The organism is Limimaricola cinnabarinus LL-001, from assembly GCF_000466965.1.
Taxonomy (GTDB): domain Bacteria; phylum Pseudomonadota; class Alphaproteobacteria; order Rhodobacterales; family Rhodobacteraceae; genus Limimaricola; species Limimaricola cinnabarinus.
Genome location: NZ_BATB01000071.1, coordinates 1 through 13165, shown reverse-complemented (window position 1 = coordinate 13165; position 13165 = coordinate 1). Strand labels below are relative to the sequence as shown.

Here is a 13165-nt window from a genome sequence, read left to right as displayed (position 1 = left end):
GACGGGCGCCCGCCGCCCCGGTGCCGAAGCCCGTGGCAGGCCGGCCCGCGTAGCGAGGCCATGGCCGATCCGCTGGCGTGGCGCGGGGCGGCGACGCGATCCAACCGCGCAGGTTGGTCCTTGGAGGGTTCGGGAGGCGCGGGCAGCGGCCTCCTGATCCTGCGCGCCAAGCGCAGGACGGGGTCGCCATCGGCGGGGGCTTTGCCCCCGGGAGATCGCACGCAAACTGGAACGAGCCGTCAGGCGAGTGGAAGTTTGCATAAGTGCGCCCTTGACCTTTACAGGCCTACGGGTACGCGCTACCGCTCGACCCGGCAAGAATAAACCTTTGCCGTCAATACGCTGTAGACCGCAGGAGGCCACGTGTCCGAAACCGAACTGCAACGGGCGGAGCGCCAGTTCGCCCAGGCCAAGGCCCGCCTTCAGGCCGTCAAGAACCGCGAAGCCACCCGCCAACGCAAGCTCGACACCCGCCGCAAGGTGATCCTCGGCGGTGCCCTGATCGACCTCGCCGTCCGCGACAGCACCGCCGCCGAAATGCTCGACCGGCTGCTTCGCAACCTCACCCGCGAGAACGATCGACAGGCCTTCGAGGAGTGGTCGCCGCCCTCGGTTGGCTCTGGCTCCAGGATAGAGGCCGGTGCTGGTTCGGACGCGGATGTCGGCTCGGGGTCTGGGATCGGCGCGGGTGTTGGTTCTGAGAGCAGCTCCGGGTCTGGGGATGCGCCGTCCGCCACTCCGGAACCGCCCGCCGCATGAGGATGATCGGGGCTCTCCTCGGGGGCTTTGCGCGCCTTGTTGCTGGCCTCATCGTGGCCCCGGTTCTGATCGGCTGGCTGGCCCTCTGGCTCGTCCTCGGCGCCGGCATCGGCGCGCTGCTGGCCACGCCCTTCGTCTTCGCGATGTTCGGGGAAGAACCCGGACAGAGCGCCTGGCAATGGCTGGTGGTCGGCCCCTTCATGCTCTGCGGCTCGGTCTTCGCGGTCGGGCACTGGCGTGAGATCTCCGGTGCCGCGAGTTTCTTCGAGGGGCTGGCCGGCGACAGCCACGGCTCCGCCCGCTTCGCCGGAAAGCGCGAGCTGCGCCGGTGGGAGCGCGCCGAGGGTCTGCTGATCGGCCGCAACCCCCGTACCGGCCGGCTCCTGCGCTATGACGGTCCCGCCCACCTGCTGACCCTCGCCCCCACCCGCGCCGGCAAGGTGTCGGCACGGTGATCCCCAACCTGCTCGCCCTCAACCGCTCGGTGCTGGTGATCGACCCCAAGGGCGAGAACGCCCGGATCACCGGCGAGGCCCGCGAGGACTTCGGCACGGTCCACGTCCTCGATCCCTTCGGCGTCTCCGGGCGCCCCTCCGCCGCCTACAACCCGCTCGACCGGCTCGGGGCCGACAGCCCGGATCTCAGCGAGGACGCCGCCTCGCTGGCCGAGGCGCTGGTCGTGGATCCGCCGGGCCAGTCCGGCGACGCGCATTGGAACGAGGAGGCCAAGGCGCTGCTCGGCGGGCTGATCATGTTCTGCGTCGCCCACGAGGACCCCGGGCGCCGGACGCTGGCCTCCGTCCGCGAATACCTGACCCTGCCGCCGGACCGGCTGGCGGCGCTGCTGGCGCTGATGCAGGAGAGCGACGCGGCGGACGGGCTGGTGGCCCGCGCGGCGAACCGCTTCGCCGGCAAGGCCGACCGCGAGGCCGCCTCCGTCATGTCGAACGCGCAGCGCCACACCCACTTCCTCGACAGCCCGCGGATCGCCAAGGTCATGGCGCGCTCCGACTTCGCCTTCGCGGATCTGCGCTACCGCACCACTTCGGTCTTTCTCGTGCTGCCGCCCAACCGGCTGGATGCCTACAGCCGCTGGCTGCGCCTGCTGGTCGCCCAAGGCCTCCAGGACATCGCCCGCGACGCGGAGGTGACCGCACCGCCCTCGCGCCCCAAGGTGCCGCACAGCGCCGCTGTCACGTATGCCAGGGAGGTCGCGGGCCTCAGAGTGCCCTACAGGGCTCCTGAGCGCCCCCAGGAGGCGCCACGGCGCCCCTCGGGGCCGGTGCTGTTCCTGCTCGACGAGTTCGCCGCTCTCGGCCGTCTCGAGGCCGTGGAGCGCGCCATGGGGCTGATGGCGGGCTACGGGCTCCAGCTCTGGCCGATCCTGCAGGACATGAGCCAGCTCCGCGACCTCTACGGCGCCCGCGCCTCCACCTTCGTCGCCAATGCCGGCGTGCAGCAGGTCTTTGGCGTGAACGACTTCGAGACCGCCAAGTGGCTGAGCCAGTCCATGGGGCAGGAAACCATCGGCTACCGCACCGAAAGCCGCCGGCCGGGCGATATGCCGACCATGGGCACCAGCATCACCGGCCGCGACCTGCTGACCCCCGACGAGATCATGCAGCTGCCGCCCGAATGCCAGCTTCTGCGCCTCCAGGGCCAGCCGCCGGCCATCGCGCGCAAGCTGCGCTACTACGCCGACCGCGAGTTCGCGGGGCTGTTCGCCCCGCAGGACCGCTAGGCCATCCGAAGGAGATCGCCCCGATGTCCCATACGCCCGACACCTCTGCATCCACCCCTGCCCTCTCGGACGAGGAGCTGTGCGAGACGCTGGATCTGCTCTCGACGGTGCTGGCCAGCGTCTCGGACCGGGTGGATGCTCAGACGACGGTGCTCGACCGGGTGAACAAGACCGCGACCGAGGCCCGCCAGGCCGCCTTCGCCGCCAAGACCCAGACCGATCCGGAGCGCTACGGCGAGATGGTGGGACGGACCATCGACGGGCAGATCAACGACAACCTGATCCGCATGGGTCGGATGGCCGTCGATCTCGGTCGGCAGTCGAACGTGACGCAGAAGGTGCTCAAGCAGGCCGAAGAGGATAAGCTGGCCATCCTCAGGCAGGTGCGGGACCGGGAGAACAGGGCGGATCGTCTGAAGCGCCTTCTGCCTTGGCTCGGTCTGGGTGCCGTCGTTCTGGCTTTGGCGATGTCGGTCGTCCTGCCCCGTTTCATGGCCAGCCACCCCTTGACCTGTGCCGTCATCGGCGGTGTCTGGACCACGACGACAACGGGGACTGATGCCTGCGTGTTCTACCGTCTGTAACGGGCTCGAACCTGTCCTGCATTGCCCTCAGTCTGAAAGCCGGGTGTTATATATGTGTTAGAGTCTGTGTTACGCGAATCATACCCCTCACTAAGCTCTTGAATAAATGCGTATAATCGAGCCTATTTTTGGCCTTCGGTGGGTGATCTTACGATAGCCGGTGGGTGATCTTACGAAAGATGGTGGGTGATCTTACGAAAGCGCTTCGGTGGGTGATCTTACGAAGCGCTTGCATCGGTGTGTGAAATTACGAATATTGCGGCCATGGTGGGTGATATTACGAAACAGGACCGGACGCCTCTGCTTCCCTTGCGACACGCGCAGGGAGACTTTTTCGTCTGCGATATTTTCGACGCCGCACCCAAGGGTGACATGGCCTCCATGGCGCATCCCATCTTCACCCTTTCGACCAAGCCGGACACGAAAAAAACGCCGCTACGTGGCCACCGACGGCAAGAGCTACGTCGAAGTCCGGCCAAATATGATCGGCCTCGCCACGGTCCATGATCGCGACGTGCTGATCTACTGCATTTCACAGGTCATGGCGGCACTGAACGACGGCAAACAGGTCCAGCGGACCTTGCGGTTCAAGGCATACGATCTGCTCGTTGCAACCAACCGTCCTGTTGCGGGAACCGGCTACACTGGCCTCAAAGCCGCGCTGGAGCGGCTACAGGGAACCCAAATCGAGACGAACATCACCACAGGCGGCGTAGAACAGATTGACGGTTTCAGCCTGATTGATCGCTACCGGATCGTGCGCGAAACCCGTGACGGCCGAATGCTCGATCTCGAAGTCACCCTCTCCGATTGGGTCTTCAACGCGATTGCCGGTGATGATGTCCTGACACTGAACCGTCGCTACTTTCAGCTCCGCAAGCCTCTGGAACGTCGTCTGTATGAGCTGGCCCGCAAGCAATGCGGAACCCAGCCGGAATGGAAATGCGGTCTTGAAAAGCTACAGGGCCGCACCGGCTCGACATCCTCGGACAAGGAGTTCCGGCGTCTCGTGAAGGCGATTTGCAAGGCTGACGAGGAACACAATCACATGCCGGACTACGCCTTCCGGCTGGAAGCAGACATCCTGACGGTTACGCCAAAACGCGAGTTTCTTGATACCTACGCGGCGAAACCCCAACAGGATCGGCTGACCGGCGGCTACATCCTGCCCCTCTCGCCGGATACCCTCGAACGGGCGCGGGAGCTGTCCCCGACATGGGACATCAACGTTCTTGTCGGGGAATGGCGAACCTATGCAGCAAGGCAGAAAGAGCCTCCGAAGAACCCGGACGCCGCGTTCCTCGGGTTCTGCAAGAGCTGGTATGAGAAACGCGGCCGCAGCGGGTGGTAGAGTAAATACTCTAAAACTCATTTACTCAAATACTCAAGCCATAGATCGCGGGTGATGCTGGATATGGTCCGGCCTTCTTCAGCCGCGCGACCCTTGATGCGGCGATACAGCGAGTCCTCGATCTCCGCATTCAGACGGCGCTTCTTCTCGTTGGTTTCGGTCACATCGTTCAGGAGCTTCGACTTGATCTCGTCGCGCTGGCTCGGGCGTTTGCTCGAAAGGGCCATCACACACCCTCCGCGTCGATGAAGGCGAGAATTTCGCCTGTCAGGGCGTTCACCTCCGCCAAAGCATCGGCGTTCTTGCTGTCGAACACCGTTCCCCCCTCGCTTGCCGTCTGGGGGTAGACCTGCCGCTGCGTGATGTGTGTGCCGAACACGCCGAGACCCTGTTCCGCAAGTGCCGTGACGATCTCGTCACCAAGACGTGTCCCCGCGATTGCGCGGCTGATAATGAACCGGGCCGCAGGTTTCCCGTCCGTCACTTCCTGACGAGCCTTAATGAACTCCACCAGGTCCGACGCTGCCCAAAGGTCGTAGGGGCTGGGTGTGACCGGGATGAACACGAAATCGGTAATCTTGATGCTCGCGGCGATCATGTCCTCCAGCTTCGCCGCGCCATCCACCATGACAAAATCATAGGCGGCAGCGACATCTGGCAGGCTTTTGACGTTGTTTGCACGGTCTAGGGCGACGAGGGGCAGGGGATTCCTTTCGTTGGCCGCGTGCCAGTCCCGGGCGCTGCCCTGCGGATCGGAATCGACTATCAGAACCTTGTAGCCGCGTTCATGCAGCGAACGGGCAAGGTTCGTGGTGATGGTCGTTTTTCCGCTGCCGCCCTTGGGATTCAGTATCGAGATAATTGGCAAGTCGGTCACCTTGAGTAAATGAGTTTTTACTCAGATGAGTATATACTCATTCCTCGGTGGCGCAACCAATCGTTTCGGCAGAAGGGCTACAGCCGGTCCTTCAGCCGCCGCACGAAATCCATCCGCTCGTGCAGAATGGCGATAATGATCGGCCGATCCCCGTCCAGCCAGACGATGTAGTGGTGCTCGCAACGATGGATGCGGATACCGTCCGGCAATCCGTCGAGCGTCCTTGACTGCGCCTGTTTGCGTCCAACGGCCTCGCAGCACGCCTCGATCCGATCGAAATAAGTCTCGGTCTAGTCAAAGCCCCAGGTCTTGTAGGTGTAGCGCCAGATGCCGCGCAAATCCTCTTCGGCGGCAAGCGTGAGGTTATGGGACTGCATGGGGGCGGCTATCGACTGGCCTGATCGTGCGCTTCGCGCCGGATGTCGGCCATCGACTTTGTGGAAAGTTCGCCGCGTCGCGCCTGCTCGATCCGGGGACGGAGAAAGTCGGACAGGGCGGCAACCGCCTCGTCTTCGCTCATGTCATCCAAGGCAGGGGCATCGCCAAGGGTGCGCTTCAGCACATAGTCCTTGATGCTCTCGCCTTTCAGCGCGGCGATGGCCTTCAGCTTCTGGTGTTCTTCGGGGGTGATGTCAATTGAGAGTCTGGGCATGATCTGAAGATAAGGCCTATCGACCCACAAAACTGAGAACGGCGCTGATCCTCGTCATCATGTAGCTCTTTTCTGCTTCAAATTCATGGGTAAGGTCATGCCCGCCGCACAGTCCGTTCGCTGACCTTGAACAGCCGCGCGATCTCCGGGACGGCCCGTTGTTCCTGGTCCCTCATGCGCCGCACCTCGATCTTCTGGGCGGGCGACAGGGCAGGGGGCCTGCCACCGATCCGGCCGCGCTTGCGCGCCGACGCCAGCCCTTCCTTTGTTCGCTCGGAAATCCGCTCGCGCTCGAACTGCGCGATGGATGCAAAAACATGGAACGTCAGACGGCCAGCCGGCGTCGTGGTGTCGATGTCCTCGGCCAAGGACCGGAAGCCGGCACCGTGCGCTCCGATGGTCTCCACTATCTCCAGAAGGTCTTTGAGGGACCGGGCAAGGCGGTCATATTTGGTGACGGTCACAACGTCGCCGTCGCGGAGCTGGTCCAGCATCCTGTCCAGCTCGGGCCGCACGCGCTTCGATCCGCTGATCTTGTCCGCGAAAACCTTGCCAGCTCCGGCCGCAGCCAAAGTGTCGGTCTGGGCATCGAGGTTCTGGTCGTCAGTGCTGACGCGGGCATAGCCGATAATCATGCCACGATCTGGCCAGAAAGGGGGGTGTTTTGTCCAGTAGCTAGAAGCCAACTACCTTGCGATACGGCCCCACCAGATGTCCCATAGTCAGTAGATCGTAGCTGTTGCTAAAGCTCGTCAGATAGAATTCAAAAACGTCCCCGTTCGCGTCCGTGAAAAGACAGGTTCCTTCACCCATGGGACCCCTCTTGGTCGGGCGAACATAGCTGCACATCGCTGAATAAGTCTCGGCATCAGTAACGTGTCCGAACCGATCAACGAAGCTGTTTGAACGGATAAAATAGGCTACGTTTTCGTTTCCGGCGCGCTTACCTATGTCAGCGTGATATGGATGGCGCCCGATCATACCAAACATAGGCACTGCTGCATCTCGGCACTGAATGGCTTGCCAAAGGGTTGTCGTGATGGTGTTGCCGTAGTCCTTGGAAAGCTTCTGTAGCGTCTTCCATTCTAGGTCATGATCCCGGACTTCCGTCGAAAAACGGTCTCCGAGAAAAATCAACTGCCGGGCTCCATAGTTGGCTTCGGCTTCCATCTCCTGATGACAACGCGGGCTTAGGGATTCCTCGTTATCTCCAAGCAAAAGGCTACGGTGCCACGGCAACAGATCGTGCGTGATTTCGTGCGCCAGTATGAAGCGTCGCTTCTTATCCACGACTTCCTTGTCGATGTAGATTTGACGTTGCTCAGGGACGATAAGCGCCTTCAGCCCTGCCTTCGTGACCACGTCAAACATACGGCGGGCGCTGGTTGTGATAAAATTTCCGGCCAACGTGACGCGGTGCGCCATTTCATCGAGCAGGTTCAAGTCGGATTTACTGTAATAAGTAAGATCAAGTTTCTGTAAAGCCCGCACGTCTTCAAGCTTGAGAGGTGGTTCCGGGTTGCCAAGGTCTCGAAGCAGCCGCCGAACCGACTCGTCGATGTCGGCGGCTGCAAACTGATCTACTTTCGGGTCTTCATTTGCCATCCGCTTTAGTCCCGCCATTATAAATGGACAGGAACTTGACGAAGTCGTTCAGGCTACGTCGCTCAGCTCTGGAAAGCCCCGACAGGTCGTCGGAACTCGCCGCGAACTTGTGAACGGCATCGTCCAGCGAGTGATCCAGGACCGGGGCATCCGGCAAAAGGTTTAGCAACGACTTGGCAGGAACCTTCACATATTCTGCCAGATTGTGGATTGTTCTCGGACGTGGCGAGTAACTCGGGTCTTTTTCGATAGCCGTAACTTCTTCGGCCGAAACCCGGACACGCTCGGCGAACTGGACAATCGACAGACGGTCCCGGCGACGTGTCATGTGCACCAGAAGGCCGAGAGCCGCTTCACTACGGCTCGCGGGTCGAACAGTCTTCTTGTCCTTCGGCTCCTGATGCTCAGCCAGAGCATTCAGCACATCCGCAGATCGGCGAATGCCGCGCCCGGCTTCAACTTCGCCGATTGGATCGCTCTCGATCTGTCGGCGCAGCCAGTCGTTATCAACACAAAGCTTCATGGTCATTCTCCTTTCTTTGTTATGGCCAGGCAGATATCAACTGCCTGGCTTGGGTTGTGGACAGCTCGAAGTATCTCAGATTCTGGTAGTCTCCATCCGCTCCCAGATCAGTCATGCTCAACCTGTCCCTGTAGAAAGCCTCGGCTCCCGGAAGTGAATGCAGCGCAACTCTACCTGCAAATTCTTCCTCGATACTCAGCGATACCGCTGACATGAACAGAACCCTTCCAACGCCTTTGTAAGTCGGGCTCTCGATCAAACCACGCCTGTTCCACGGAGCGGTAGCCAGAAAATCCACATACACCAGCGGCATCCTGGGATGTTCCGGGTGGCGGCTGAAACATTTTGCGCCGCCCTTGACCACAAGCATCATACCCTGCGTCTTGCCGTCCGCCTCGATGCCGAAAATCTCATAATTGAGCGGATTCTGTAGCGCTTGAAGCGCCTTGGCAGCCCATTCCCAGTGCGCGTCCTCGGGCCGGTTTTCAGCCGCCGCAGTGTCGAACATTGGAGTCCAGCTTGCTTCGATACCCTGAAGCGTCGCAAGATCGACGCCCTGAAAGAGGACTGCATCGTGAAACTTACCACTCTCCAGCCCGAATAGGGGGATCGTACCGATTGCCTGTTTCACAGTACCATCAGCTCGATCTTTTCGGCTTTGTCAGCGCTCTCGACAAAGACCTTTTCCCCACGCTCAAGACGTTCATCGACTGATTTGTAGAGCCGCAAGGCCTGTCGAACGAGGGCCGTTTTTGACAGCCCCTTTCCTTCACACAGGCGCTCAAGAACGGACATTTCCGCTTCTGTCAGGTTGAGTGTCATTGTTCGCTTCATGGGGGCCTCCTTCGATGGTGATATAGTCTCCGCTGCGGCGGTCGTCAACAGAAAAGGTTCAAAAAATAGCTAGACAGTAGCTACTTTTTGAGTATTATGTGGCTAGTATTTACTTGGAGTATTCAGATGACAAAGAGAAACCAGCACGTTGTCCCGCATGATCGTGGATGGGCAGTGAAGGGGGCGGGCGCGGACAGAGCCACCTCCGTTCATTCAACGCAACGTGAAGCTATCGACGCCGGTCGAGGCATCGCTCGCAACCAAGGTTCCGAGCTGCTTGTCCACGGACGCAACGGTAAAATTCGTGAACGTGACTCTCACGGTAACGATCCCCACCCCCCGAAAGGATGACAGAATGACAGTCAAGTTCCGCTACAAAGGCCGCACCTTTGGCTCAGCTCAATCGCTCAGCTCAGCGCTGAAACGTGACATGAACCAAGCCGTGGAGCGGTCTATCCGAAGCGCTGCTTCCGGTGCAGGTGCTCGCGTCCGAAAGACCGGCCAAGGTTATACGGTTGAAGGTTCCGAGGAACAGCTCGCACGCTTCAACCGTCGCCTTCGCTGATGTCGGCAGTTAGCTGGCCGGATCACTACCCGGCCAGCTTCAGTATACTTGCGGGTCTTAAAAAAAAGCGGGGCAAAGACCTGCCAAAACGTGCGTGATTTTGCCGGGCGTTTGTGTCATGGCGAAGTCGCTGATTTCGCGTAGGGCAGGACAGGCTGGCGCAATCGGCCGTTTCTGGCACAGGCCGAACCGACAATTTATCAGTCAAATTTTTGGCCGAATTTTTTAATTTGATGTGCAAGCACACACCTGAAGGCTGAAAATTAGAACTGAAGTCTTTCCCCACGGCCCTCCACAATTTCTTGCACCTCATCGAGGTCAGCTGCTCTTCCTTCGAAAACTTTTTGATAAATTGACCTTAACCAATCTAAACGCTTAATATCAACGAGACGGTCATTGTCCGCCTTGAGGCGAAACTTTGCGCCAGTGACGAACCGTTTCCAATGCCGAATTCCAGCAACTTCATCAATATTCGGGAAGTAATCATTGAGCTGATGAGCGTCTTCTTTGTCAACGAAGTGCAGCATTGCACGAAGGTCCCTCCGAACAACCTCGCGTTCAAAATCAAGAACCTCTCGAACAGAAGCAGTTTGAAACCGTCGATCCATCATACAAGCTTCTGTGTAGTAGTACTCACCGAATAAGCGAAAGAAATAGGTAAACGCCAACGGAGTTACGCGCATTTCCGACTCAGCCTTGAGCTCAGCGTACTCGAAACCATCGTTACTCCAAACTAAGGCTCTCGATCTGCGGAGCAAATTACCAAGCGAGCACTCAATTTCTTGTGGCGTGAAGCCAAATTTTTTCAAGTGGTTGGTAACGCTACCGCAGCTGGCGCCGCCGTTAGAAACACGAAGTAGATAATCTAAGGCATAAATCTTGCAATGCGAGAAAACTTGATCTTCACCTGCGTCATATAGGAATAGGTTTTCCGCGAAGGAGTAATCAAATCGATTGCGCTCGCCCAGAAAGAAAAATCGGCACAACTCGCTCTGATCAATCTGAAAATCGAAGCTTAAGCCCTTTGCCGAAACGATTCGTTCACAAAAGTTACTGAAGTTGAGTAGGCCTGTCCGTATATCGAGCGCACTGGTATTAATGAGTATCTCTCGAAGGTGCTTTTGATCCTTCCCTAATGCCGTCTTTATCGTCTCAACATGCGCCTGATAGGGCTTACCGTCGTCAGAGGTGCAAACTGCATCAAGGCGTCCAAGTACTACTTCTACAATATCAGGCGAACAGTGCGCCTCGACGGAATACCAGTCCGCCCCCGCAGAAGCGGCGCTAACAGTTTCAGTGTGAGGGCGCATTGGAATAATTGTTTGGATACCTGAAGCAAGAGTAATTCTATGAAATATTCGTATGGCAAAACGTTGCAGCTTTGGATTAACTGGATCAATATTGTCCAGCACAAGAAAATGTCTCGCAAGTCTTTCTCGGTCGGGCTCCCATCCCGACAAATAAATCATCTGGAGAAGTGAATACCAAATAAAGTCGATCTCAGAAAACGCCTTGAGAAACTCTTGGCGTGCGGCCAATATTTGATGGTGTAAGTCGTCGTAGCTAGTGTTCCCCAAGCCCTTCCCAAGACAAAGTTGCTCGATTTCAGCACTGTATATTCTGAGAAACTTCGAAAACGGCTCAATGTGCGCAAGGATGTTCGCTGTGAATGACCGCTCGTTGATGCACCAAGGAAAAAATTCGAATACGTCTTGCTCAAGTGAATTTTTGGTTGGGAAGTGCGAAACGATTTTTTCCGAAAGGTGGGACGCGAATCTATTCTGTAGCTCGTGCTCATTCAGGTCCGAGAACTGCCGATCATCCCAACGGTTCATGTCGATACGTAAGTAGGTAATTGAGTCTTCCGCCTTGAGCAACTCCAGAGCGCGAATCACTGAAGTTGTTTTACCTCCCCCTCTTCCTCCTATGATTGCAATCGGACGGTTTTCGTGAAGTCCATGCCCGCGAGCTGAATTTCGAAAGATATCTAGCAGTTTGTTCTCATAGCTGTATTGAATACGCTGAAATGGATCCGTGGTTGCGGTGTGCCAATTGAACTTTCGCTTGGCAGCTTGGAAAGGAAAACTGGTGGTTGCTGCGGTGTATTCTTGCGTGATGTGGGCCTTTAGAACTTCGGTAAAAGTACCCGCTTCTAGAAGTTCACTCATTGCTTTGCACCTTCAATACTTCAGGAATTAAGGTCTCTTGAAGCGGGATAGCTCCGGCGACAGACAACACATTGTCGAGAATAACCAGACAGCTAAGATAAATTGATAAGCCCATGAGAAACGCTAATGTCCACCTAACCCATGGAAGTGCATTCTCAAGAGTGGATACCTCGCCTAAGTACACATGATACAGCCTTTTTTCTACGTTCACCGCTCCTGTGCGCTCCGCCTTGCGCGCTTCTTTCAGGGCGATCTCGCCTTCAGCCGTTGCTTTCCAGTCATCAAACGTTTGCTGACGTGCAATCTGAGCGCCAGAAACCATGCTGGCTACCCCCTGAACCAATCCAACAATCACTGAAGCGAGATAAAGGCGGACCAGATTTCTTGGAACCGGCAGGTGTTCGGCGTCAAGAAATCCAAGAAGTGCCAAGCCTGGCTGTGAGCTTTGCACATGTGAAATTACGTTTGCTAAGATCGGGACTGAAACGATAAACACAACATTTATGACCGCGAATCTCCGGCTTGCAATGCGTTCAAGAAATGTCCAGCTTAGAAATGTATTCTGCAACATTCTACTTATTAAGTTTTTTGCTTCGCGATTTTATATATCGCCTGAAACGGCCTAGTGCTTAAAACGAGAGTATTTCGTTAAGTGCTTTCGAACGCAAGCGCTTCGCGGGTAGACGGACCTTGTTGCACATCTCGGTGAGGGGGATTCACTGAGCGCGTCCTGAGGGTTAGGTCGAGGGCATGCCAAAGCCTTCCCCCGACCCGCTACCGCACGACGAACTGGGCAGACTACAATGCAGCGCTGCGCAAGCGCGGCTCGCTGTCGGTCTGGTTCGATCCTGAGATGGTCTGGTACGCTGGCAAGACCGGCAAGCGTGGCCGACCTGAGACCTTCTCGGACGCTGCGATCCAGACATGCCTCACCCTGAAAGTGCTCTTCGGCCTTCCGCTCCGGCAGACGGTCGGCCTGATTGAAAGCCTGATCCAGATGGCGGGGCTCGACTGGCCGGTTCTGGACTATTCGACGCTGTGCCGGCGGCAGGCGCGGATCGCGGTGCAGGTCCCGTATCGCACGTCGGGACAGCCGCTGAACCTTTTGATCGACAATGAGGCATTGTCCGCCATCGGTCCGAGGACGATGCCGAATGGCATCAAGGTTCGCGGTGATGGTGAGTGGCAGGCCCGCAAGCATGGCCCGTCACGCCGGAGGCAATGGCGTAAGGTTCATATTGCCATGAATGCGGGCACCGGGGACGTTCGCGCGGTCGAGTTCACCTCGAGCCGCCAAGGCGACAGCCCTTTGCTGCCGGACCTGCTGGCGCAGATCCCGCCGGAGGAGACGATCGGCACGGTCACCGCGGACGGGGCTTACGATACACGACGCTGCCATGGTGCGATCATCGACCGAGGCGCCGACGCTGTCATACCGATCCGCCGCAATGGTCGCGCTTGGAAAGAAGACTGTCCCGCCGCCATTGCGCGAAACGAGATCCTGCG

General features: G+C 58.1%; 18 protein-coding genes and 1 pseudogene. 8 read left to right on the top strand and 11 right to left on the bottom strand.

Going from position 1 to position 13165, the window contains the following annotated elements; genetic code table 11:
* Positions 1-363 precede the first annotated feature (363 nt).
* The 5 genes from MBELCI_RS22000 (at position 364) to trfA (ending at position 4435) form a co-directional block, all read left to right on the top strand.
* A complete protein-coding gene (locus MBELCI_RS22000) occupies positions 364-759 on the top strand; it encodes a hypothetical protein (RefSeq protein WP_021695340.1) in 396 nt (131 codons plus the stop codon).
* Positions 756-1214: a hypothetical protein gene (locus tag MBELCI_RS21995; RefSeq protein ID WP_235047673.1), complete on the top strand. Its 459-nt coding sequence runs from the start codon at positions 756-758 to the stop codon at positions 1212-1214. The genes MBELCI_RS22000 and MBELCI_RS21995 overlap by 4 nt, the downstream gene beginning before the upstream one ends.
* Positions 1211-2500, top strand: a complete 1290-nt coding sequence (locus MBELCI_RS16295) for a type IV secretory system conjugative DNA transfer family protein (protein WP_235047672.1) — start codon at positions 1211-1213, stop codon at positions 2498-2500. Before MBELCI_RS21995 ends, MBELCI_RS16295 begins: the two co-directional genes overlap by 4 nt.
* Before the next feature lie 23 nt (positions 2501-2523).
* Entirely contained in the window at positions 2524-3084 is a 561-nt protein-coding gene (locus tag MBELCI_RS16290; RefSeq protein ID WP_021695338.1) for a hypothetical protein, read from the top strand.
* Between the two features lie 439 nt (positions 3085-3523).
* Entirely contained in the window at positions 3524-4435 is a 912-nt protein-coding gene (gene trfA, locus MBELCI_RS16285) for a plasmid replication initiator TrfA (protein WP_369385477.1), read from the top strand.
* A gap of 17 nt (positions 4436-4452) precedes the next feature.
* Here trfA and MBELCI_RS16280 read toward each other — a convergent pair whose 3' ends face one another.
* The 9 genes from MBELCI_RS16280 to MBELCI_RS16240 form a co-directional block, all read right to left on the bottom strand.
* Positions 4453-4662 carry a hypothetical protein gene (locus tag MBELCI_RS16280; RefSeq protein WP_021695336.1) on the bottom strand — a complete coding sequence of 70 codons (210 nt, stop codon included), beginning with the start codon at positions 4660-4662 and terminating at the stop codon, positions 4453-4455.
* Entirely contained in the window at positions 4662-5303 is a 642-nt protein-coding gene (parA, locus tag MBELCI_RS16275) for a ParA family partition ATPase (protein WP_045320364.1), read from the bottom strand. Before parA ends, MBELCI_RS16280 begins: the two co-directional genes overlap by 1 nt.
* Before the next feature lie 86 nt (positions 5304-5389).
* Positions 5390-5521 carry a hypothetical protein gene (locus MBELCI_RS22390; RefSeq protein ID WP_021695334.1) on the bottom strand — a complete coding sequence of 44 codons (132 nt, stop codon included), beginning with the start codon at positions 5519-5521 and terminating at the stop codon, positions 5390-5392.
* Between the two features lie 176 nt (positions 5522-5697).
* Positions 5698-5964 carry a type II TA system antitoxin, ParD family gene (locus MBELCI_RS16265; RefSeq protein ID WP_021695333.1) on the bottom strand — a complete coding sequence of 89 codons (267 nt, stop codon included), beginning with the start codon at positions 5962-5964 and terminating at the stop codon, positions 5698-5700.
* Between the two features lie 95 nt (positions 5965-6059).
* Entirely contained in the window at positions 6060-6599 is a 540-nt protein-coding gene (locus MBELCI_RS16260) for a recombinase family protein (RefSeq protein WP_021695332.1), read from the bottom strand.
* Between the two features lie 40 nt (positions 6600-6639).
* Positions 6640-7569, bottom strand: coding sequence for an ImmA/IrrE family metallo-endopeptidase (locus MBELCI_RS16255; protein ID WP_045320362.1), 930 nt, complete (start codon positions 7567-7569; stop codon positions 6640-6642).
* Positions 7559-8098 carry a helix-turn-helix domain-containing protein gene (locus MBELCI_RS16250; RefSeq protein WP_110546584.1) on the bottom strand — a complete coding sequence of 180 codons (540 nt, stop codon included), beginning with the start codon at positions 8096-8098 and terminating at the stop codon, positions 7559-7561. Before MBELCI_RS16250 ends, MBELCI_RS16255 begins: the two co-directional genes overlap by 11 nt.
* A 13-nt stretch (positions 8099-8111) precedes the next feature.
* Positions 8112-8723: a hypothetical protein gene (locus MBELCI_RS16245; RefSeq protein WP_045320360.1), complete on the bottom strand. Its 612-nt coding sequence runs from the start codon at positions 8721-8723 to the stop codon at positions 8112-8114.
* Positions 8720-8926, bottom strand: coding sequence for a ribbon-helix-helix protein, CopG family (locus MBELCI_RS16240; protein ID WP_021695331.1), 207 nt, complete (start codon positions 8924-8926; stop codon positions 8720-8722). The genes MBELCI_RS16245 and MBELCI_RS16240 overlap by 4 nt, the downstream gene beginning before the upstream one ends.
* A gap of 96 nt (positions 8927-9022) precedes the next feature.
* Here MBELCI_RS16240 and MBELCI_RS20140 point away from each other — a divergent pair, with 96 nt between their 5' ends.
* Positions 9023-9277, top strand: a complete 255-nt coding sequence (locus tag MBELCI_RS20140; protein WP_439645932.1) for a DUF2188 domain-containing protein — start codon at positions 9023-9025, stop codon at positions 9275-9277.
* 4 nt (positions 9278-9281) lie between these two features.
* Positions 9282-9491: a hypothetical protein gene (locus MBELCI_RS20830; protein WP_131505587.1), complete on the top strand. Its 210-nt coding sequence runs from the start codon at positions 9282-9284 to the stop codon at positions 9489-9491.
* A gap of 263 nt (positions 9492-9754) precedes the next feature.
* Here the strand turns inward: MBELCI_RS20830 and MBELCI_RS20825 are convergent, their stop codons facing one another.
* Entirely contained in the window at positions 9755-11659 is a 1905-nt protein-coding gene (locus MBELCI_RS20825) for a hypothetical protein (RefSeq protein WP_021695330.1), read from the bottom strand.
* On the bottom strand, positions 11652-12230 hold the full coding sequence (locus tag MBELCI_RS20820; protein WP_131505586.1) for a hypothetical protein: 579 nt from the start codon (positions 12228-12230) through the stop codon (positions 11652-11654). The genes MBELCI_RS20825 and MBELCI_RS20820 overlap by 8 nt, the downstream gene beginning before the upstream one ends.
* A gap of 179 nt (positions 12231-12409) precedes the next feature.
* Between MBELCI_RS20820 and MBELCI_RS16230 the strand changes: the two are divergent.
* Positions 12410-13165, top strand: a pseudogene (locus tag MBELCI_RS16230) (IS5 family transposase); the annotation flags it as partial.